The sequence below is a fragment of the Rhodococcus sp. NPDC056743 genome, from assembly GCF_042790355.1.
In the GTDB taxonomy this organism is placed as follows: Bacteria; Actinomycetota; Actinomycetes; order Mycobacteriales; family Mycobacteriaceae; genus Rhodococcus_F.
In genome coordinates this window covers 1-22,333 of sequence record NZ_JBHTZI010000015.1, presented here as the reverse complement: position 1 = coordinate 22,333, position 22,333 = coordinate 1, and the positions used below count along the sequence as shown (strand labels likewise).

Below are 22,333 nucleotides of genomic sequence, written 5' to 3'. Positions count from 1 at the left end.
CAACGTCTCTTTCAGAAGTTCATGCCGTCGATGGACGGCGCACGGAATGGGTCGGAAACGGGTGCCACCGAAGAATGCTTTCCGAAACCGTCGAGGGCGCCGGCGTCCGGCGATACCGGAATCTCGAACGACCGCTCGTCTTCGATCGGCGATTTTTCGCCACCGAACTGAAGTTCCTCGCGCGCAAGGCCTTCACTGAATTGAGTGGTTACCGAAAGCAATCCCAGTCCGAGGCGAACTTGATCCGCTCGGCCACCACACACTGCCGCACGTCCGCTGGTCACTGCGAGATCGGTCAACAAAGTCCTGTCGAAGTGCCCACTCTGCGCAATCTCTCCCGCGGCCCCGACGCCCGCCATGAAACCGTCGAGAGTCAACACACGCGACTGTCCCTGGTCTCGAACCTCGACCGACGACACCAATTCCGTGAGCAACGAAACCTTGGAGTTCCCCAACTCCGCGAGAGCCCGCTCCCAGACAACGTCGGCGCCGTCGAGGGCGATTTCTCCGTCAGCCAGTTTGTCCGACCACACATCGAGGGCCGAACCAGATCCCCAACCCTGCTTTGCGTAGAGCAACTCCGGGCTCTGCCGAACGTCCAGCCCCAAGGCTCCCACATGTTCGCCTGCTGCGCGCGTCAATTCGTCCCACGGTGCGGTCATCCAACCCACCGTGAACAATTCGCTGCGCAGCCGCTCCGCTACCTCCAGAATCCGGCCGGGCTCCGGCCGCGCCGACCCGATGGCGGCCGACCGCGGCAGACCCCATTCGATCTGGCGGCTGGATCCAGAGCGCTGAGGTGCCTTTCCGAGCGGCTCCGCCAAGAAAGTCCCCAACGCCGCACTCCACGAGACATGCTGGCGGTACGCGGCAGACAGCCGATCCAGATCACGCAGTGCCGTGCGAAGATTCGCCTGATCCGCCTCCAATTCACCAGCGGCTCGTCGCTGCCGGTTGATCATCTGGAACAACTCTTGCTGACTTCGGGTGAACAAGATGAACAAACTCGCGAACCACACCACGATGGTCACAACGACAACCAGGGCGCAGTGCCACCACACCATGACGTCGCGGTACGTCAGGTAACCCGAGGCTCCGATGATCAGCACGGCCAGAAGAGTGATGATCTGAGCCCACCGCGCCAGTCCTCGCTGGCGGTTCCGAATACCTTCCGACTGATCTTCGAACCCCGAATGAGCACGCAACTTCCCAAGCAGCGCACTCACTTCGGATCGTGTCGAATGCATTCCTTCAGCGAGAAGCTGGCCGAACGCAAAACCGTACGAACGACGAATGGTCTGTCCCCAGGCGTCCACTGCGCCGACCGTTCGGCGCGCTTCCAGCCCCAGGACTTGGTCTTGTTCGAGTTCACGCAACTGAGCCCGGAAATCGGAGATCGCGAGAACGTCATGCGCATCGAGTCCGGAGACGCCCGTGCTGGCAGCAATGATTCCCGGGACGTCGGTGAACCGCTGAGCCTTGCCAGGAACGATGTCACCTGCGATCCGAATCACCGCTCGATTCGCGCCGACCTGAACCGGAGGTAGTCCCTGCGAACGCTCCCCGGCATCTGCCAAAGTGAGTGCGCCCGCGGAGTAATCGCTCCACAGCCTGGACAGATCGGTGGACGCCGCGTGATGGCGGCTCTCACTTCCCGAATCCAGCGCCGTCATCATCTGATGCGACGCGGCCGTGAATTCGGACCACTTCACCGAACGCCCGTCCGGTCCGACTCCGTTGACGACAATTGTGTATGCCGAGGATTCCGTGCCGAAAACCGCCGCATTGAGCGTCGACGCCACAGCGCCCGAAACACCTCTCGATACCCGGTTGTAAAAGGCCATCGGGGCATTACGGAGGGCAGAACCGATGAAGCTGAAGAACATCACAAGCGCCTGCCACAGACTGATTGCCTGCGAACCCGCATCAGCCGGCATCGGCACTCGCGAGCCGATCAGCGTTCCACGATGCTTGACCCACAGGTTCTGTGCCATGGCTCCGGTCGCGAGTGGAACGTCTTCAACGTAGACCACACTGCCGCCGGCATCGATCGGCAGAGGAAGCGGTCCACCGATATCGAGAACCTGCTCACGCAGATCATGTTCCGCCCCAGATGTTTCGAGCCGACGGTAGAAGGAACGCACCAGTCGAATCGCGTCGCCGGGAACTACATGAAGATCGTCGAAGGGTGCGTGCGCAGCGTGTGACCACAAGCCGACGACGCCGGCAACAACGGGCGCCGCATTTCGCCCTATCACAACGGCATCGGTGGTGGCAGAGAGCGAAACATGGCCCATACCAGGGCCGTTGGAATCTTCCGGCGCAATCAAGAGATTGTGCCAGCCCGCCAGCGCCGGAACTGCCGACGCGGGCGCAGAAGCCCCACCCCGAGTCAGGATCGTCCGGAGCCGGACCAACTGTGCGCTACCCGAATTTGCGACGAGCATATCCGCAATCGCTCGTTCGGATTCGACGCGAACGGGCTGAGCCCCCTCGATGAACGGGACCAGGACGCAGAGTCGCACCCGCGTGACCCTGGTCGAAGCCAACACATTCTGGAGCGCAACAGTGGACACCTCGCCCCCGTCGACGGAAGTAGCGCTCACGCCCGGCAAGCCCGTGGCCACGTCACGTTCGTCGATCCACAGGAAAGGGTCGAGCAACCCAGCCGAGGAAAGGTCGGTCAGGACGTCCCGCACACCGTCAGCCGGTCCGGGAGCCGCGAGGAAAACCGTCAACACACTCATGTCAGAACTGTCCTAAGTCGGGAATCACGATGTCGTTGTCTCCGAATCCAGCCGAAGGCATTGTGGGGAAACTACTTTCAACGGGGCGGAAAGCAGACTCCTCACATTCCTTGACCATGACCGACAGCTCGGCAGTAGCCCAGAACACGTCAGGCGCAAGGTCACGGAAAATCGGCGTCTTGGACGCCTGTCCTCGCGAGGTGATCTGCGAGAAGGTGCCGCCGCCTGCCGCTCCATCCTGACCTGGAGCCAGATAGTGGTGTCCCACAAATGCATTCAGACGTTCCAGCCACTCAACTGTCTTGGCGCTGCGCTCCTCGATCGTGGATAGGCTGTCCGAATCCGGGATCGCGGACGGCCATCCAGTCTGCGTGTCACCGGTGCGGAGCCACTCGGTCAACGCCGACTTCGCCGAGATCTCGTTGATTCCCCGTGCCGGATCTTCCAGCGTCGCATCATAAATCGAGCGGAGCGCTCGATACGGATGCATCGAGGACATTACCGGCTGCTGATGTGACTGAGCCATCGCCAGGAGAACTGATTCGAGCACCGCCGGCAACCAGTCGTTGTTGGCTCCGAAGCGACCGGGCGGAGTGAGCAACGGATTCGGGAAGTCAAGCCACGCGCTCTCTGCCGCCGACCAGACTCGCACCGGTTCCAGGAACGGCGGGGCCGGGATCCGGATCCGCCCGAGTACCAGTCCGAGGAACCACCCGGCCGTCATGGCACGACGCTCGTTCTCGTGCATGGGCAGCGACGCAGCGAGCGGGCGCGACCGTCGCATCGACCAGAATGCCTCCTGCTGCGAAGGAGTGGAATCCGCCCATTGCTTCGCAGCGGGTTTGAGCACGGAATCGTAGGCAAGCGGCGAATAGTTCGGGTACGAACCGAAGATGTCCAGGCGTTTCAATCCACCCTCGTCGGTAAGCAGTCGCCCGAAACCGTCACCCGTCTCGCGGTCGATCTTGGGATTGTGGCTGATTACCTGAGCCAGAAGTTCCGATACCGGAAGATTGAGGAAAGGCACCGCCGAGAACTTGTACCGGTATGCGATCTGCTGACCCGGATGCAACGCCTCCATCGCCTGCTGATTGACACTCGCGAGCGGGCGAGCGAGCGACAGCGCCTCGCCGAACTTCGACAGCAGAAGCGAAGTGCGCTGTTGCAGTTCGTATTCGGGCACTCCCGATGCCACGATGTAATCCCTCAACGTCACCTTGCAGAACCGGTCGAAGGATTCTCCGGTTCGTGAGACGTACGCCCTGGCGCGGCCGAGCAATTCACCGGCCCGCAGATGAACGTCATATCGAGCCGCCGACGGAATAAGCGCCTCGTTGGTCGAGGGGTTGACCGGAAATGCCTTCGACCGCCACGTCGCCGTTCGTTCGATCAGCGGCACTACCTGCCCCGGCGCGCGTGATCCGTCGGTGGTGGGCCACAGACCTGTGACAACTCGTTGTGATGCAATCTGTACGGCCGTATCGAATGGCGGCGGCACGGACGAATCCTCCGCGACTGCCATGGGCAGATCGCTGCGATACTGCGCGAGGAACTCCGCTGACGGTGTCAGCATCACCTCGTTGTTGGCCTCCGCGAAACGCTGCGGAACACGTTCTGCCGCATCGGACGGCCAGGCCGCATACTGATCTGTCTCCAACCGCGCCAAACCGACGTCGATTGCCGGCGTCTTACTGGCAATCCGAAGAACCGTCTGAGATTCGTTGAGCGCCGCCAATAACGGCGTCAAGATTTCCGGCACCAAGGCAGCGACGATATCGCGCACCTTGCCCGAGAGGGTCGAGTAAATCTGCCGATTGACGTTGTTCTGGTACTCGACCACAACTGAATCGATGACGGCACCGCTCATCGGAATCGTTCCGTTGAGGCTGGCCAGTGTTCCGGTGACGCCAGGTGTCGGCGCCGTGATATCCGCAGGCGCCAACTTCGCCAGGTCCTCTGCCGCCGGCCGGATGACATCACGGAGGTATGTCGACAAACGATTGACAATGGCTGTGGCATAGGGCAACCCGAGAGTGGCTACCGCGTCGGCAACCATCGATTCGATGTTGTAGACGATGCGATCCTGCCAACCGAAAGCATGCAGGAGTGCTGCGCTGTCCGACGCGCCACGCAGGGCCGGGCCACGACCACGGATCGCCTGCTGCACATCCGGAACCCATTGTTTGGCGTTCATTCCGTCGCCGGACGGGATATACGGACGGAGCTGTGTTTCCACGATCTGACGCGACATGCGCCCGATTTCGTCCCAGGGCAGAACCGTTCCGGTGATCCACCCGCCGACATTCGCCGGCGACGCTCCGCCCCCGGAATTACGATCAGCCAGGCCGACCCGCGCCAGAATCGACGGCCACTGGCTGTCGAGAATGGCATTGACCTGTTCTTCGTCCGAAGCCGGATTTCCACGCTGCAGGTGACCGCCGAGCAGACGGTCGACGCTACTGCGAGCCAATCGCTGGGCCGCGTACTCCGCATAGCGGTCGCGCCCCATACTAAGGCTGGAGAATCCGAATGTACCCCACGGCAGGCTGTCCCAGGCTCCGGCACCCCAGCCGATATGTTCGCGCAGACCCGCCAGACCACCACCGTTGGTGAGGTCGTACTGAACGAATTGCCGAGTTGCTGCCCCACTCATCATCAACCCGGACAACCCACGGCCCAGCCCGCGGTAGATCGCATTCTGCGAACCGTCGCCGAACGGCGCGCCCTCGGTGCCGACGCGACGGCCGACCGGAAACACGCGAGCGAACGGAACCTCGGCGCCCTCACCGTTCTGCTGTCCCAGCGCCTTCAGAATAGCGACGTCGTGTTCACGTGCCGAACCCATCTGACTTGCGACGATCTCACCCAGCATTGCCAGCGCATTGGCACTGACACCTGTAGTTGCGCTCTTACCCAATGCGTCGAAAATGTCGGGCGCAACCATGAACACGCCCATCATCTTCGGATCCAAACGCGGTATGAGCGTGAGTAATCGGCAGATGTCCAATGCCATCGACGCACCGGCGCCACCGGCCATCGAGGACACCACCAGAACTATCGGCGATTCACCTGGATCGAAGGAACCACCGCCGGGAATGTCGAGTGAACGCATCTCTGTTTCGGTTGCGACGGTGAACAATTCATCCCAAGCCCGTTGCAGTACCTCACTGATACCGGCCGTCTTACTCAGTGTGATCATCCGTCCGAGTGCGCGGAACTGACCGGCCCCCGAACCTATCGGCACAGGCACATTGCGCGGATCCCGCGGCGCCCAGGTGGCGATCGAACTCAACTGCTGTCGAGCTGCGAGTTGATTGGAGAGCGCGTTGTCGAGTACCGCGTACGAATCACCCTGCGGCCCACTGCCGAAGTAGGTACCGCCTTGATCGCGAACGTTGTTCAGTCCGTCCGGCCCCGTCTCGGGCGCGGTCGGAACGTCGAGGCTCACAAATTGCCAGCCGGACGGGATCTTCTCGACGCCGACCGCCGCGAGGTCCGATCGCAGCTGGTCCATCATGTAGGACAACGTGACGGCGCCCGAGCCGCCGCACCCCACTACCAGAAAACGCCTCATGCCGGTCCTCTCCAAATGATGATGCCTACGCTGAATGTCATTGCCTGCCTCGACTGTCCGGCGGTCCGAACGGATCGAATCCGCTCGGGGGCGCAAACGGATCCGCGTTGCCGGCGGGAGCCCCTGGCGGCGTCCAGGTAGATCCGTCTGGCACATACCCACCCGGTTGAGCACTGGACTGATGTGCACCCGCTTGTGGATTACCGAAAGGGTCGGCTATCGGTGAACCTGGTTGCGAGCCGGAATCACCATGTGTGCCAGACGTGTCGACGGATCTCCCTCGCAACTGGGATACCGCGTCGGCCACATTGCGCCGAGCATCGTCAAGCACTCTCTCCACCCGATTGCTGTCCGCATCAGTACCGATCAGCAGCAACAGGGTCGCAGCCTCTGGCGAACCGTTCGGATCATGGAAGACAGCCCACGAGTTGTGCACCGCCAACGGGAGGTGCGCGTTACCGTCCTTGTCCGTCGCCGGATTCGAATTCGACGCTCCCAACATTCCCGGCAGATGTGCGCTCACGTATCCGGCTCCAACCGGCGACAGGCCTACATGCGTGCGCAGTTCGACGCCGGCGGCGTCGAGCAGACGGGTAGCTTCATGCATTCCCCGCACCGAATCGACGAGATCGCGGTCGCGCAGTGCGAAGGGGCGCCCGTCGCGGAGAACCTCGCCATTTCGGATCTCGATCGGGAACTGCTGAGCCTTGAGGCCACCCGGCGGAATCTTGGCGGTCAACCACTTGCCGGCATACAGAAGCAACAGTGGGATACCAGGGCCGAGCAACAGCGCCACAATCAGCGTCAGCCAGAACGTGCCGGTGTCGACCGGCTTCTGGACGTCCGCAGTGAACTGCACTGGAACCGAAATCTCGCGATCGCTTTCACCAACCGGCGACACGAGCAATGACATCGTTCCGCTGACTGTTCCGTTGACTGCATTTTCGATGTCGATCGATACCGGAAGAGTGCCATTCGATTCGAGACACTGGGCTTCCTCGGCTGGACCAGTGAGGGCCACCGAACCGATACCGTCGGGCGAACCGGTGAACGACACCGACTGACTCGAGTCCAATCGAACACATCCGGCGCCGGTGACATCGAGGCTGCGCTCGAAAACGCCGGCACCTTCGAGAGTGCCGAAGTCAACGCGAGCGGGAAGCGAGGGGTAACCGATCGGCGGCGCAATCGGCAGCGCGATGTCGACCGACTGAGCTGTCAGCGCGGTTCCCGGCTCGACACCGCCGTCGATGCGCGGAGCGTCTGCGGTAGTGACGTCCAGTGTCAGGCGAAGCGTCGCATCTCCCGGCGGCACGTCGGTGAGATCGAGTTCGACAGACTCACCGATTCGATCCTTGGGTAGCGGCGCTGCCACGTCGTGGACAGTCCCGGACGAATCCACGACCGAGACGGACAGCTCGGCTGTACCCAGCAATGAGGCTGGATCGATGGGCGCGCGATCTGCGCCGACGATTCCAAGTTCGATGGCACTGGTCTTTTCCCCCGTGTGCACAGCGGTTGTCTTCTGTCCGAGCCAGGCGGGGAACAAATTGCCCGAGATGTGAATGTTCGACTTCGATCGCGCTTGGGCTGCGGTTCCCGTCGGGTCGACGAATACCAGCGCCCACACGCCCTGCCACTGATCCGAGCCGGCATCCGACATCGAGAACGACACCGAATTCGGCGACTCCCAGCGGTAGTTGATCTCGACACCAGCAAGCTGGCCACGAGAATCCATTCGTAGAGCGGCCAGTGGCAGCGCCAGTTGCTCACCGTTCGGGGCCACCACAGTCGGAATCAAACCTTCGGCGTCGGCAAATGCAAGCACGTTCACGGCACTGATCGAACGGTCCAGGACGAACCGATGCTTGCCGTCCTCACACACCTGCTGGACGCAGATACCACTCTCTCGTTCGAGCGGCGCTTGGCCGGGAGTGCTGAAGGAATCGAACGCGAACAGCAGGTCGTCGATATTCTGAGCCAGGAAGAACTCCCCCGGGGATGGCGCCTGTACCGCGCCACACGCCGCGCCGTCACCAGATGCACCCGAGGTGATCGCCTGCATCAGATCGAAGTCGGCAGCAACGGCGGTTCCGGACGCCAGGCCGATGCCGAACACCTTGATACCTGCACTTCTCACCTGATCGGCAATGCCTGCCGGTCGGCAAATCGACTCGGTAGCGGCTGCCACGACCTGCTTTACGCCGTCCGGCGAGCCCAAGCTGACTCCTGATGCGTACGGCTTACTGCCGTCGCGCTCGGTGAAGTCCAATTTTCCGTCCGAGAACCATGCAATTGCCTGACACCGACTTGAACCGTCGGCGTTCTGCGGACGATCGCCCAATTCGTTCTGGGCGCCGTTCATCGCGCCCCAGTAGTCGGTATCGATGCCAGTTGTCCGAGTACGGAACTCTTCGATCGAACTCTTGAGAGTGGGCAAGCTCCCGGAATTCAGAGAAGTCCACCCGGTATGGACGGTGTAGTCACTCGAGAATCCCGCGATCGCGACATTGAGGTCGACCGCTGCCGATTCGCCGAAGGCAGCGAGGCGATCCAGCAGGAAATTCGCCGCAGACACTCGAGCCGCGTCCGGGTCGGAGGTCTGCAGACTCGAGGACTCGTCCACGAGAAGAAGAAGATCTCCAGTCTGCTGCGACGCCAGGCACGATCCGAAATCACCGACGGCCGAGCTCTCGTTTCCGGCCGCCTGCGCGGCGGCCACTCCCAGTCCACCGACCGCATTGAGCAACAGAATTCCGAAAACGAAGAGCGCACCGGTACGCATTCTGCTCACAGCCGTCCAATCCAATCAGCAATGTTCCACGCACTGATCAGTACTGCAATGCATGAAATAGCGAGTACGACACGGGTCGTCGACGACACCCACAGCGGCTCCGTATAGAACGCACTGGCACGCGCCTGTGTGTCGCGATACGTAAAGAGCGCGAGCAAACCGATTGCCACTGGGCCACCGAGAATCCAAGCGACCACTGCGAGCGGACCCGAATCGAGTACGGCGAAGGTAACAACGGCCACGATCAAACCGATCACGGCGACGGCACCTGCGGCGGCAAGCCAGGCGGTTGGTGCGGTGCGTACTTGAACGACAGCGCTCGGGCTTGCGGCACTGAACGAATCACCGGTCGGCATTCCCGGATACTGACTCGGCGCCGACGGGGTATTGAATCCTCCGGACGGCCGGGTGAAATCACCGGCTCCCGGATCGGGTGCACCGCCGTGCCCCGGCTGCGGGCGCGAATAGTCACTGAAGTCGAACGGGTCGGGTGGTCGTACCAAGGAACGCTCCTTGCAATGGGGATAAAACGGTAACCAGAACTCGGAGAGCACTTAATGCTGTATTTCGGTCGATCATGGGTCTTTGCTACATATGCAATGAGGACTGATGCATCTTTCCCACCCCGAATTGCACGAACACATATCACCACATGAGTCGGACAATTTCGTCGTTGGCCCTCAAAATGCACCAAGTCGACATATCGGAGTTAGTCGGTTTTGCCGCTTTGGGCACACCGCAACCCAGCCTTCAAGACCCGGTGAGCCCGACTAGACTGGCCAAACACCGCCATCGCGGGTCCTGTCATCGAAAGGCACGTCATTACACAATCTCCCGCTCCGCACGACATCTACTTCGTACCACCGGAGCAGGACACCACTGAGGCAGTGAAACCCGTCTCGTCCTCCGTGCGCGCTCGATTGGAGGATCGCACGGGAACTGTGCGATTCAAGAATCGGATTGCGCTCCCGATCGTCACCACAACCCCGCTCGAAGCGATGATCGAGGACCTCCTCTTCATCCGCGATATTCTCGACGCGGCCGGTATCGAGTACCTCCTCGTACGCGGCAACGACGAACGAGCGGTCGTCGCGGTCAACTGGGCGAATCGCAAGAAATTGCGCCGCGCGCTGATCGACGGATGCCAGAACACGCCTTTCTATTCGAAGACTCTCGACGCGAAAAAGAGCCCAGCGCTCCTGATTGCCGACGGCGCATTGTCCACCACGGCAAAGGCCCGCATCTTTCGACTGTTCCGGCCTCGGGTTCATCTGGCGAGTGGCCTCAACTACGGCGCGAATATCGGTCTTCAGATCGAACTGTGGTCCATATCCGACACGGAGATTGTTCTGCCGATCGAAAATTCACTGACGCGTCGGACGGTGCGTTCGGAAGAAGCAGTCCGCGGCACGGTGGAGCGTTTCGGCCGACTATGGCCGACGATCGAGAATATGTTTGCCGCCCATGCATCGGACATCAATTTCGACATCGATCTCGTCTTTTCCTGGGTCGACGGTTCTTCCGAAGAATTTCAGGCGCAACGCGCTCTTCGGATGCAGAACTACGTTGTCGGTGAAGGTGACGAATCCGCGGCACGATTCCGTCAGATCGACGAATTGAAGTACGCGCTGCGGTCCGTGCACATGTATGCGCCGTGGATCCGAAGGATCTTTGTCGCCACCGATTCCGATCGCCCGGCATGGTTGGCCGACGATCCTCGGGTCACGTTCATGCCCAGCGAAAAGTTCTTTGCCGACCCGTCGGTGCTGCCCACTCACAATTCTCAAGCTGTCGAATGCCAACTGCATCACATACCCGGACTCTCCGAACATTTCCTCTATTCGAACGACGACATGTTCTTCGGCAGATCCGTCGGCCCCGACATGTTCTTCTCACCCGGAGGAATCAGCATGTTCATCGAGGCGGACACGCGAATAGGTTTGGGGCACAACGACGATGATCGCAGCGGGTTCGAAAACGCGGCGCGCGTCAATCGACGCCTCCTACAGGAGCGATTCGGTTTGATGACAACCCGGCACCTCGAGCATGCCGCCACCCCGCTGCGTAAAAGTGTGATGGCGGAAATGGAACGCGAATTTGCCGACGATTTTGCGGCCACGGCCGCGAGCACCTTCCGGGCGAGCACCAACATTTCCGTCACCAATTCGCTGTACCACTACTACGCACTGATGAGTGGTCGCTCCGTCGTACAGAAGTCGGCTAGCGTCAAATACGTCGACACCACTGCCAAAGCCGGTTTGCGACAGATGAATTCACTACTCAAAGACCGTTCGATGGATTTCTTCTGCCTCAACGACGGTAGTGAACCGGAGATCGATCTCGAACTACGTACCCGCAAGGTCACCGAGTTTCTCGAAAATTACTATCCCGTCAAAGCGCCGTGGGAGGCCTGACGCGCCTTACTACGCAACGGGAATATCGTTGTGCTCACCGATGCGAATGCCGGCGTCAGCCAGACGCACCGCGCCGTCGCGGGCACTGACGGCCTCACCCACCGTGTCGTCGCCGACAACGTCGTCACGCTCGATCGGCACTACCGAGTGAACAATCGTGTCGGCGTACACGTGGACGAGATTGCAGCCTTGTGCGCTGTCTCGGCCACGCTGTCCGCCGACGGGAACGTTGAGATCCTGGGTGTAGCAGGCCGACGATGCCACCGACACAGGAATTCCCGCGAACGTCGCCGTCGTCGAGTAATGCAAGTGGCCCGCGAGGATTGCTCGCACGTCACTTCCCCGGAGCACTTCGGCCAACCTGGACTGATCTCGCAGTTCGACCAGTACAGCCAGATCCTGGATACACGGAACAGGCGGGTGATGAAGGGCCAGAATCGTTCCGTCAGGTGCTGGAGTCGCTAATTGTGTTCGCAGCCAATTCAATTGGGCGTCGCTGATCGATCCGTAGTGGTGGCCGGGAACGGTCGAGTCGAGCGTGATGATGCGGAGGCCGTCGATGTCGTAGACCCGATCGACCGATTGGGTCGACGGTGACTCGTTCAACAACCGCGCCCGGAAGTGTTCACGATCATCGTGGTTACCCATCACCCAGATGACCTCGGCACCAAGTCTGCCGGCCACGGGTTCCACAATCGCCTTCAGCTTCTCGTACGCGTTCGACTCCCCCTTGTCGGTGAGATCACCGGTGAACACCAACGCACGCGGGCGCGCCCCGGAAGCCTCCACGCCGGCAAGAATCTGCCGCAGTCGAGCCGCCGCGTCGACGGCGCCGTACAAGTCCCCATCGTCGACGAGGTGCGTATCGCTCACATGCACCAGGAAATGCTTCGGACGTGGATATTCGGCATGTCGAACGCTCATCGGTCTCTCGCTTCCGCTCGCCGACGCGCAGGTACCGGTGCACCTACCGAACCTCGACACTAGTCATCGAGTCCTCGGCACTCGTTCGGGCACACCCACGAACCGCCCGGAATCACAGGTAGTTGAAGCTACGAGTAGAGTGTTCGCAGTGTTGTTCCTGACCTCTCGACGCTACGTCGACCTTCGCCTGCAGGCGAGCGCAATGTGTCCGCGCTCGGCCTGATCGACGCGCACCAGGAAACATTTTCACGAAACCCCGCCTGAACTTTTTCGACGGCGTGCCGTGTTTCGCTCTCTTCAATTTTTTGAAAGGCATTGTCATGCCCAGCTCCACCTCCACCGGCGTGCCGGAAACAAAGACCAGGTTCCCATCGTGGGCAACATCATTCGGACCGCAGATTGTTGCCGGTCTGGTTATCGGTGTCATTCTCGGTCTGGTTGCCCGCGCGATGCCTGACGCTGCAGACGGCAATGTGAACTGGCTCGTCGGAACTGTCCAGACCATCGGCAGCAGCTACGTCAAACTGCTGACGGTCGCGGTTATTCCGTTGGTGTTCACCGCCATCGTCAGTTCCATCGCAAACCTGCGTCAGGTTGCCAATGCTGCTCGGTTGGCCGTGCAGACGCTGTTGTGGTTCGCGATCACGGCGTTCATCGCAGTCATCATCGGCATCGTCGTCGGCCTGATCACCGATCCCGGTTCACGTACCGACGTCGCTGCCGAAGCCGCCAAGGAGCCGAAGAGTTCCGGATCGTGGTGGGCGTTCATCACCGGCCTGGTGCCGAACAACTTCCTCGGCCTGGGCGCCAAGACGTCGGTCACCGAAGGCGTCGCTACAACCTCACTGAGCTTCAATGTTCTGCAGCTTCTTGTCATGGCGGCAGCAATCGGAATCGCGGCTCTCAAGGTCGGCGCCAAGGCTGAGAAGTTCCTCGAGTTCAACGCGTCTCTCCTGGCCATCATTCAGAAGGTTCTGTGGTGGATCATTCGCCTCGCGCCGATCGGCACCGCCGGCCTGATTGCCACCGCCGTCGCAACCTACGGTTGGGACGCCATCGGATCGCTCGGCGTATTCACCGCAGCGATCTACATCGGACTGGCGATCGTGTTCTTTGTCGTCTACCCGGCTCTCATTGCTGCCCACGGCCTCTCGGTTCGGAACTTCTTCTCCGGCGTCTGGCCTGCAACTCAGCTCGGCTTCGTTTCCCGCTCGTCGATCGGCACACTTCCGCTGACCGAACGCGTCACCGAGCGCAATCTCGGCGTGCCGCGCGAGTACGCGTCGTTTGCCGTGCCGCTGGGTGCAACTACCAAGATGGATGGTTGCGCCGCAATCTATCCCGCAATCGCAGCCATCTTCGTTGCCGGCTTCTACGACGTCCCGCTCAACTTCACCGACTACCTCTTGATCGTTGTCGTCTCGGTGATCGGCTCGGCCGCTACCGCCGGAACCACCGGTGCAACAGTCATGCTCACCCTGACTCTCTCGACTCTCGGACTGCCGCTTGCCGGCGTTGGCCTGCTTCTGGCTGTCGAACCGATCGTCGACATGGGCCGTACCGCTGTCAACGTCACCGGACAGGCACTCGTCCCCGTGATCGTGGCCAAGCGTGAAGGCATCCTGGACACGGCCCGTTTCAACGCGCCGCGCAACGGCAATCCGTTTGCCGAGGAACTTGTCGACGCCTAGTTCGGCCGCATGAAAAGATGTCCCCGCACCGATCGGTGCGGGGACATTTTTCTTCTCAGATACTTTTCTTCTCAGATACCGAGCGCCCTGGACAATGTCGGCCACGCTTTGGGGAAACGCTCACGCCAGTACGGCCACGAATGCGTGCCGGTCGGTTCGAAGTCGACTGTGGCGTCGATACCAAGTTCGTCGAGTCGCTGGTCGAAAGCCTTGGTACACATGTTTGCCACCGCTTCGATGCTACCGCCCACCACCAGACGGTCAGCCAAGTCAGGCGTCTGCAAGGTTTCGTTCGAACCCGCTATGCCTGTACCGACGGACAGGTAGATTTCGGTTCCACGCAGTTGTTCGGCGTTGAGGAGCGAATCGTGTGCTTCCCATTCCGGCCCGCCTGGCACTCCCCACATGTTGTCGGTGTTGCCGCCGCGCGATGTCACAGTCGATTGAATGCTGGCCCGACCCCAGGTGTCCGTGGTCGAGTAGCACCCACTGAAACCCGCTACCCCTTTGTACAAGCCCGGATTTCGGTGAGCGAGCATCATCGCGCCTTGGGCGCCCATCGAAATACCCGCAATTGCATTGACGCCGTTGGTATTCAATCGTGTGTTCAGGAGCGCGGGCAACTCTTTCGCGATGAACGTTTCCCACTTGTGCAGTCCAAGTGCCGGATCCTCGTTCTCCCAATCCGTGTACATGCCGGCTTTACCGCCGTTGATCATCACGACGTTGACGTTCTTGTCGACAAAGAAATCCGGTGCCACCCCATACCTGACCCAGCCGCTGGACGTCTCACGGGCATCCGCACCGTCCAGGAGATACAAGGTCGGTCGTGGTACGGAATTGTCTGCGGGAAGAATAACTTCGAGGCCGACGTCGCGCCGCAAGGCGGGAGATGCCACCGTCAAGCGAACCGACTGCGGTCCCGTCACGCTCTCATCGACAATTGCCGGGGCAGTGATACCGGTCATCAGAGGCGCAAGCGGGCCCGGATCACCCTGCATGGACCCCGGCACGGTCGAGCCGTATTCCAACTGCTCGATACTGCCAGGAGTCGGCGACGCGCCCGCGGACGTGATACCGAGCACCTGCAGTCCCAACACACACGCAGTCGTGACAACAATTCCCGCCCGCCGCACGGGGGTGGGCGGGGTCAGGCACTTCGACATCAGGCTCCCAAACGATCAAATACAGTCACCTGCAAGATACCGTGCAATTCGGACACACTCACCTGTTGGCCCCTCGCACCACGTCTGATCAGCGGCGAAGCGAGAGATGCACACCCGACGTCAGACACCCAGAGCCTTCGACAGTGTCGGCCACGCCTTCGGCAAGCGCTCACGCCAGTACGCCCAGGCATGGGTGCCATTGGGCTCGTAGTCCACGGTGGCCGCGATATCGAGTGAGCGCAATCGCTGATCGAACACCTTGGTACAAACCTTCGCAGCAGCCTCGATCCCGCCGCCGACAACCAGTCGCTCCAACAGTTCCGGCGTCTGCAGCGTTTCGTCCGCGCCGGGGGCACCGTTGGCCGTCGAGATGTAGATTTCCTTGCCACGCAAGCGTTCTGCGTTCAACACCGAATCATGTGCTTCCCACTGCGGCCCGCCGAGTTCTCCCCACATATTGGCCGGGTCACCGCCACGCGAGGTAACCGTCGCCTGCACGCTGGTTCGTCCCCAGGTATCCATTGTCGAATAGCAACCGCTGAACACCGCGACGCCGCGGTACAGATCCGGATACCGATGAGCGAGCATCATCGCTCCCTGCGCACCCATCGACGTCCCGGCAATCGCATTGACGCCGTTGGTACCGAAGTGGGCGTTTATCAATGGCGGCAACTCCTTCGCGATGAAGGTCTCCCACTTGTGCAGACCGAGCGCCGGATCCTTGCTCTCCCAATCCGAGAACAGGCTCGCCGAGCCGCCGTTGATCATGACGACATACGCATTCTTGTCAGCAAAGAAGGCGGGAGCGCCGCCCATGGTCACCCATCCGTTCGAACCCTCACCGCCGTCGACGCCTTGAAGCATGTAGAGCGTCGGGCGCGGAACCGAGTTGTCTGCCGGAAGTAATACCTCGACACCAACCTCACGTTTCAAAGCCGGTGACGCAACCGTCAGACGCGACGCCTGCACGCCGGTTTGTTCTTCGCCAACGATGGCCGCAGCCGTTATGTCGTCACGCAGAACGGGAAGCGGCCCGGGATCATCGCGAAATATCTCGGGAATACTCGATCCGAAATCGAAACTTCCGGTGCTGCCTGTACTCGACTGCGCGTTGGCCGTACCGACACCGATCAGCGGCACAGTCGCGACGCACATCGCGATCAGCGCCGCTCCGACCTTCCCGATCCGGGCAGGCGTATTCACAAGGGCATTCATCCAGGCTCCAATTAATTAATCCCGACGAAGTGAACATACCGTCCAGTTTCAAGTCAGCCGTCATTATCGCTCATTCACAGCGGTGTCGGACGCCCGGATTAGGCTGAAACCATGCAGCCGGAATCAGTCCTAGTCCCCGACCTGGACCAAGTCCGCGCCGTTGTCGGCACAACCACATTTCAACGTGGGCTCGACTATTTCCGCCAAGGAGCTGTACGCGAATTCGAGTGGGACCATGCGACCGAGACTCTCGAAGGCGAAGTCGTCGGCAACGAGGAATACGTCGCAACGGTCTTTCTCGGTCGACGCTCACACAACCACGCCGACAACGTGGTCACCATCCTCCGAGGTCTCTGTACGTGCCCGGTACGGATGAACTGCAAGCACGTCGCGGCGCTTGTCATGGCCGCGGCAGCAAGGTCTTCTCAACGGACTGCACCTCAGAGCTGGGAAGATTCCGTCCGAGCGTTGCTACGACCACGCCCTGCCGAGCGAAACACCAGTGATCTGGGCATCCAATTCACTGTCCGAACCAACGGCCCACGAAATCAGCTACTGATCAAACCGGTGAAACCCGGCGCACGGGGATGGATATCCGGCGGCCTCGCCTGGAACAAGCTCGGCAGCTTCCACCAACACCCAGCTCAGCACATCCGAATACTCAACGATATCCACCTATTGATGAACGGCCGAACGGCGTACCGCCACTACAACGCCACCGATTTTGATCTGTCGGCTTTCCCGAGCCCTGGGTTGTGGGCTTTACTCGCCGAGGCGCAGAAGGCCGGTATTCCGCTCCTCCACGCCAAAGCAAGCCTCGGACCGGTCACAATCGGCGACGGAGTAGATGTCTGCATCGATGTGACGCAGGGGCCGGACAACGGACTCCAGGTCACACCGCGCCCCTTCTTCATCAGAGGCGACGAGAGAACCTCGGAGCCAACCCCACCGACCTGGGGAACAATCGGTAGTACTGCGCACGGCGTCTACGCAGTCGATCACGACGGCAGGATCCGGCTGGCGCCGTTGAATACACCGGTCTCCCCCGCACTCGAGGACTTCATCGACGCAGGCGACGTCATTGACATACCGGCGCAGCACCGCGAAACCTTCGACTCCCGCTTCGCGGTCAGACTCAGCTCAATTGCCGATATCGTGTCCACCGATAATTCGTACGCGTCACCCGAGATCAGCGGCCCGGTTCTGCACCTGCAAGCGAAGTACCACGATGATCATCGTGTTGACCTGACGTGGGAATGGCAATACACCATCGGAAACGATCGGTTGACCGTCGGCGTCGACCAACAGACCGAGCCACTCGACGCCCGCTCACCTGCCAAGGAACGATCCATCCTCGACACCGTGAGCCCCCTGTTCAGGCGCAACGACGCCACTGAGTCGCACTCCCGAGAACTGGTGCACGGTCCACTGACCGGGCTGGACACCATGCGATTCACCCTCGATGTCCTTCCACAGCTCCGCGACCATCCAGATGCTGACGTCACGATCGGCGGGACACCCGCCAACTATCGCGCCACCGACGATTCACTTGTCATCGGGCTCTCCACCAGCACTTCACCAGAGGGCGCCGGATCCGATTGGTTCGACCTCGGGGTCACCGTCAACGCCGACGGTCAGGAAGTGCCGTTTGCCGACATCTTCTCCGCGCTCAGTATCGGCGCCACCGAACTGCTATTGCCCGACGGTGCGTACTTCAGCCTCGACAAACCGGAACTTCGTGAACTGCAACGGCTCATCGCGGAAGCACGCTCACTCCTCGACCGCCCCAACGGCCCGCTGAGAATCAGCAAGTTCCAGGCCGGACTCTGGGACGACCTGACCTCACTCGGAATAGTCGAACATCAAGCAGCGCAGTGGAAGAAGCAAGTTGACGGGTTGCTCACCCACGCCTCCATCGACCAAGTGGACGTCCCGTCGACATTGCTGGCCACACTGCGTCCCTATCAGATCGACGGATTCCGGTGGCTCAATTTCCTTCTGGAACACGGACTCGGCGGAATACTGGCCGACGACATGGGCCTCGGTAAGACACTCCAAACACTGGCGATGATTGCCCGTGCACGCCAATCCAATCCGAGCGCACCACCGTTTCTGATCGTTGCCCCCACCAGCGTAGTCTCGAACTGGAAATCCGAAATCGACAGATTCACACCAGATCTCAGTTCAGTAGTTGTCTCCGGGACACTCAAACGACAGAACCTTGATCTCACCGATATTGTGGTCGGCGCCGACATCGTGATCACGTCGTACGCCTTGCTCCGCCTCGACTCCGACGCCTATTCGGCCAACAGTTGGTCCGGACTGATTCTCGATGAAGCCCAGTTTGCAAAGAACCACAAATCCAAAGTCCACCAGTGCGCCCGCAAGATCGAGACTCCGTTCAAACTCGCCATCACCGGCACCCCCATGGAGAACAACCTGACCGAACTGTGGTCACTGCTTGCAATCACCGCTCCCGGACTATTTCCGAATTCCGCCAACTTCACCGAGTTGTACCGGCGACCGATCGAAAATAACGGGGACACAGAGCGATTGGAACAACTGCGCCGTCGGGTCAAACCACTGATGATCAGGCGCACCAAAGAGCAGGTGGTTCGCGACCTACCGGCAAAGCAGGAACAAGTACTCGAGATCGACCTCTACCCCAAGCATCGCGCGCTCTACGACACCCATCTCCAACGCGAGCGCCAGAAGATTCTCGGCCTGCTGTCCGACGTCGACAAGAACCGCTTCACCATCCTCGCTTCACTGACACTACTGCGCCAACTCAGCCTCGACGCCTCGCTGATCGACGACAAGAACGCCACGATTCCATCAGCCAAAGTAGACGCGCTACTCGAGCAATTGGACGACGTCATTGCCGGCGGGCACCGTGCCTTGATCTTCAGCCAGTTCACCGGTTTCCTCAACTCCGTTCGCCGTCGCCTCGACGCCGACAACATCGAGCACTGCTATCTCGACGGCAGCACACGTGATCGCGGTGGCGTGTTGGAAAAGTTCAAAACCGGTACTGCGCCAGTGTTTTTGATCAGTCTCAAAGCCGGTGGCTTCGGCCTCAACCTCACCGAGGCCGACTACTGCTTCATTCTTGATCCGTGGTGGAACCCTGCAACCGAAGCTCAGGCCGTGGACCGAGCGCACCGCATCGGCCAAACCAAGAACGTGATGGTGTATCGCATCATCGCCAAGGACACGATCGAAGACAAGGTGATGGCCCTCAAAGCAAAGAAATCAGCACTGTTCGCCAGCGTCATGGACTCCGATGAACTGCTCAGTTCCACTCTGGGCGCAGAGGACATCCGTTCGCTCTTCGAGTGAACGCAGGCTGGTTCCGCCGCACAATCGTCGGGAACGGTATGGTTATTTGCGAACGGACAACACAGAACTCACGAATGCGGCCACCACCACATTCGAACGAGAGGAACCTGAATGGGCGTCACACTTGCCAAGGGCGGCAACGTATCTCTGTCGAAAGCTGCACCCAATCTGACCAAAATTGCTGTCGGGCTTGGGTGGGACGCGCGCAGCACCAGTGGCGCGGACTTCGACCTCGATGCGAGTGCATTGGTCACCGGCCCGGAACGCAAGGTACTTTCCGACCTACACTTCGTGTTCTACAACAACCTCCGATCCCCCGACGGGGCCATCGAGCACACCGGTGACAACCTCACCGGCGAGGGCGACGGAGACGACGAGGTAATCAACATCGACCTCCCAGCGGTGCCACCCAACGTCACCAACATCTTCTTCCCGGTATCGATCCACGACGCCGACGCTCGACTCCAGTCCTTCGGCCAGGTCACCAATGCCTACATTCGTGTGGTCGACCTCTCCACGGGATCAGAACTTGCCCGATACGATCTGTCCGAAGATGCGTCCACCGAGACGGCCATGCTCTTCGGTGAGGTATACCGGCACAACACCGAGTGGAAGTTCCGCGCAATCGGCCAGGGATATGCGTCCGGCCTCGCGGGTATTGCCCGCGACTACGGCGTCAACATCTGACACTGCGCCAAGCATCTGGGTCCGAGCCTGATTCAGGCTCGGACCCAGATTCGTTCCAGCGATGCGTCTAGCGTTGAAGGACGGCCCGTGCAAGATGCTGTGCCCAGGGCATATCCGACGTCGAGCCCATCCCAACCAAGTCGTATCCAATGGCCCCGAGCAGATCCAGAATCTCGATGGTGGTGCCGGCAGACTTGCCAGAGATCACGGGATCTGCGACCAACGCCTGTGATGATCGGATCTGACCAAGTGTTCCTGCAACAAGGTGATGCCGATCCGACGGTTCCAGCCCTGCAGCAACAGCAAGGAGGACGAGAAGCTCAACGGCCCGCGTGAGTCCCGTCGACGCAACAGGGACTCCCTGAACAATGCAATCCCACAGCACGTCGGCATCTGCACTCGCTGAACGCCCACGACGCGTCAGGACAATCCTGCCCTTCAGTTTCCTGGCTAAACCCCAGCTTCGGAGGAGAACTAACAATCGCTCAGCCTTGGGGAGATTAACCGGCTCGAGTTCCGGCTGGTCCAGCGCAGCGTCGACGGTCGACAAGAACGAGTCGACCACGATTCCGTCTTCACCGACCAACGTCAACAACATCTGAACGCGAGCACTCGCAGCAGCACGTACCTGCGACGGAAGCTCAGAACGATCGTCAAGTCCCGCCATCGCAAACACGTCGTGCAGCTCAGGGGTACTTGCCGGCGCGAGCAATTCGAAAAGATTCCAGATATCGAAGGTGCGAGGGAACGACTCGATGACGGACTCCCGCGCCACCGTTCCGACACAATGAGCCAATCGTTCGTTAACCTCCGCCAACACAAACCTGTTCGGCTGGAAATCGGTTTGTGCCCACTCCAGTGTCCACTCACGAGAGCGCAGTTCCTCCGAAAGCAGAACCCTCAACAGCTGCTCGAATTCTTCAGGTCCGGCACACTCTTCGGGCGGGCACGCACCAACACCTTCAATACAGACCGCAGATTGGTCCGCGGCTTCGTCGTCGACCGATTCAAGAGTCACAGAATGACGCCAGGCACCCGCCCGACCGTAGCGGTACTGGATCATGTCGCCAGGCGACAATAGAACTTCGTCGACGTGGACTTCGTTCTCGGCGACGGTGTTCTGGCCGCTTCGACGACGATCTGTCACGCGATCGCGCGGAGCATATTCCAAGAAATCACCGGGAAAGCGGGTGCCGATTTTCCGCCACGAATGTCCATGGATATCGTGCCAACCCATAGCCCGTTGAACCACAGCATGTAAATCATCGAGCGTGAAGTCGGAATCGACAATCAACCGCCGTGATATCTGCGTGGACACCTCTTCAAGCCGAATCGAGATTCGTAGACCTGCCGGCATTGAACGGCGGTGTCCACGCGAGTTTCTCGCGGGAAGTCCGGACACATCAGGAGCCTGCTGTGAAGCGGAAGTTTCTTGCGAATCAAATCCTGTCGGCACTAGTCGCAGGTGCGAGCCACTGGAGTTGCGGAGGCCAGCCATAGCTGTTCACTATGCCATGAACTGCCGACAACCCTTCAGTTCTGCCGACCTACACGACCCAATTTGCGGAGTTTTAACCCACACCTTGATCGCGTGAACGTACCGCCGCCCCTGTCCAGCAGGGTGAGCGATACGTTCACCCCGACCACTGGTACCGACTTACCGGCATTGGGGTCCGGGAACGACGAGAAAGCCCCCCAACAATGTTGGGGGGCTTTCTCAAGTTGTGTTCGGCGGTGTCCTACTCTCCCACACCCTGTCGAGTGCAGTACCATCGGCGCTGA

The 22,333-nt window shown here is 60.4% G+C and carries 12 protein-coding genes; 4 read left to right on the top strand and 8 right to left on the bottom strand.

The genetic code is table 11. The annotated features are described in order from the left end of the window. Positions 1-11: 11 nt before the first annotated feature. The 4 genes from ACFRFQ_RS28735 to ACFRFQ_RS28720 are packed head-to-tail and all read right to left on the bottom strand — an operon-like array spanning position 12 to position 9,618. The gene (locus ACFRFQ_RS28735) at positions 12-2,747 is read right to left on the bottom strand and encodes a magnesium transporter (RefSeq protein WP_378665012.1); all 2,736 of its coding nucleotides are present in this window, start codon (positions 2,745-2,747) and stop codon (positions 12-14) included. A 1-nt stretch (position 2,748) separates the two neighbouring features. Further along, positions 2,749-6,321, bottom strand: a complete 3,573-nt coding sequence (locus ACFRFQ_RS28730) for a tubulin-like doman-containing protein (RefSeq protein ID WP_378665011.1) — start codon at positions 6,319-6,321, stop codon at positions 2,749-2,751. A 37-nt stretch (positions 6,322-6,358) separates the two neighbouring features. Beyond that, on the bottom strand, positions 6,359-9,106 hold the full coding sequence (locus tag ACFRFQ_RS28725; protein ID WP_378665076.1) for a vWA domain-containing protein: 2,748 nt from the start codon (positions 9,104-9,106) through the stop codon (positions 6,359-6,361). A gap of 5 nt (positions 9,107-9,111) precedes the next feature. Further along, complete coding sequence (locus ACFRFQ_RS28720) at positions 9,112-9,618, bottom strand: hypothetical protein (RefSeq protein ID WP_378665010.1); 507 nt, start codon at positions 9,616-9,618, stop codon at positions 9,112-9,114. A 495-nt stretch (positions 9,619-10,113) separates the two neighbouring features. Between ACFRFQ_RS28720 and ACFRFQ_RS28715 the strand changes: the two genes are divergently transcribed. Next, positions 10,114-11,529, top strand: a complete 1,416-nt coding sequence (locus ACFRFQ_RS28715; RefSeq protein WP_378665075.1) for a stealth family protein — start codon at positions 10,114-10,116, stop codon at positions 11,527-11,529. A gap of 9 nt (positions 11,530-11,538) precedes the next feature. On the opposite strand, the gene ACFRFQ_RS28710 is transcribed toward ACFRFQ_RS28715, so the two are convergent. Continuing rightward, entirely contained in the window at positions 11,539-12,453 is a 915-nt protein-coding gene (locus ACFRFQ_RS28710; protein WP_378665009.1) for a phosphodiesterase, read from the bottom strand. Between the two features lie 320 nt (positions 12,454-12,773). On the opposite strand from ACFRFQ_RS28710, the gene ACFRFQ_RS28705 reads away from it, so the two are divergent. Next, on the top strand, positions 12,774-14,144 hold the full coding sequence (locus ACFRFQ_RS28705; RefSeq protein WP_378665008.1) for a dicarboxylate/amino acid:cation symporter: 1,371 nt from the start codon (positions 12,774-12,776) through the stop codon (positions 14,142-14,144). A 71-nt stretch (positions 14,145-14,215) separates the two neighbouring features. Here ACFRFQ_RS28705 and ACFRFQ_RS28700 read toward each other — a convergent pair whose 3' ends face one another. Further along, positions 14,216-15,310 (bottom strand): alpha/beta hydrolase, encoded by a 1,095-nt coding sequence (locus ACFRFQ_RS28700; RefSeq protein WP_378665007.1) that lies wholly within the window; start codon positions 15,308-15,310, stop codon positions 14,216-14,218. A gap of 120 nt (positions 15,311-15,430) precedes the next feature. After that, positions 15,431-16,525: an alpha/beta hydrolase gene (locus ACFRFQ_RS28695; protein WP_378665006.1), complete on the bottom strand. Its 1,095-nt coding sequence runs from the start codon at positions 16,523-16,525 to the stop codon at positions 15,431-15,433. A 111-nt stretch (positions 16,526-16,636) separates the two neighbouring features. On the opposite strand from ACFRFQ_RS28695, the gene ACFRFQ_RS28690 reads away from it, so the two are divergent. Next, positions 16,637-19,864: an SNF2-related protein gene (locus tag ACFRFQ_RS28690; RefSeq protein WP_378665005.1), complete on the top strand. Its 3,228-nt coding sequence runs from the start codon at positions 16,637-16,639 to the stop codon at positions 19,862-19,864. Positions 19,865-19,975: 111 nt separating this feature from the next. Further along, positions 19,976-20,551, top strand: a complete 576-nt coding sequence (locus ACFRFQ_RS28685; RefSeq protein WP_378665004.1) for a TerD family protein — start codon at positions 19,976-19,978, stop codon at positions 20,549-20,551. 67 nt (positions 20,552-20,618) lie between these two features. On the opposite strand, the gene ACFRFQ_RS28680 is transcribed toward ACFRFQ_RS28685, so the two are convergent. Further along, positions 20,619-21,908 (bottom strand): plasmid pRiA4b ORF-3 family protein, encoded by a 1,290-nt coding sequence (locus tag ACFRFQ_RS28680; RefSeq protein ID WP_378665003.1) that lies wholly within the window; start codon positions 21,906-21,908, stop codon positions 20,619-20,621. Positions 21,909-22,333 lie beyond the last annotated feature (425 nt).

Bases quoted from the DNA above. Each gene is read 5' to 3' on its own strand.
- ACFRFQ_RS28715 (WP_378665075.1), top strand. From the start codon at position 10,114: ATGATCGAGGACCTCCTCTTCATCCGCGATATTCTCGACGCGGCCGGT.
- ACFRFQ_RS28725 (WP_378665076.1), bottom strand. From the start codon at position 9,106: ATGCGTACCGGTGCGCTCTTCGTTTTCGGAATTCTGTTGCTCAATGCG.
- ACFRFQ_RS28690 (WP_378665005.1), top strand. From the start codon at position 16,637: ATGCAGCCGGAATCAGTCCTAGTCCCCGACCTGGACCAAGTCCGCGCC.
- ACFRFQ_RS28695 (WP_378665006.1), bottom strand. From the start codon at position 16,525: ATGAATGCCCTTGTGAATACGCCTGCCCGGATCGGGAAGGTCGGAGCG.
- ACFRFQ_RS28685 (WP_378665004.1), top strand. From the start codon at position 19,976: ATGGGCGTCACACTTGCCAAGGGCGGCAACGTATCTCTGTCGAAAGCT.
- ACFRFQ_RS28730 (WP_378665011.1), bottom strand. From the start codon at position 6,321: ATGAGGCGTTTTCTGGTAGTGGGGTGCGGCGGCTCGGGCGCCGTCACG.
- ACFRFQ_RS28700 (WP_378665007.1), bottom strand. From the start codon at position 15,310: ATGTCGAAGTGCCTGACCCCGCCCACCCCCGTGCGGCGGGCGGGAATT.
- ACFRFQ_RS28710 (WP_378665009.1), bottom strand. From the start codon at position 12,453: ATGAGCGTTCGACATGCCGAATATCCACGTCCGAAGCATTTCCTGGTG.
- ACFRFQ_RS28680 (WP_378665003.1), bottom strand. From the start codon at position 21,908: ATGCCGGCAGGTCTACGAATCTCGATTCGGCTTGAAGAGGTGTCCACG.
- ACFRFQ_RS28705 (WP_378665008.1), top strand. From the start codon at position 12,774: ATGCCCAGCTCCACCTCCACCGGCGTGCCGGAAACAAAGACCAGGTTC.
- ACFRFQ_RS28735 (WP_378665012.1), bottom strand. From the start codon at position 2,747: ATGAGTGTGTTGACGGTTTTCCTCGCGGCTCCCGGACCGGCTGACGGT.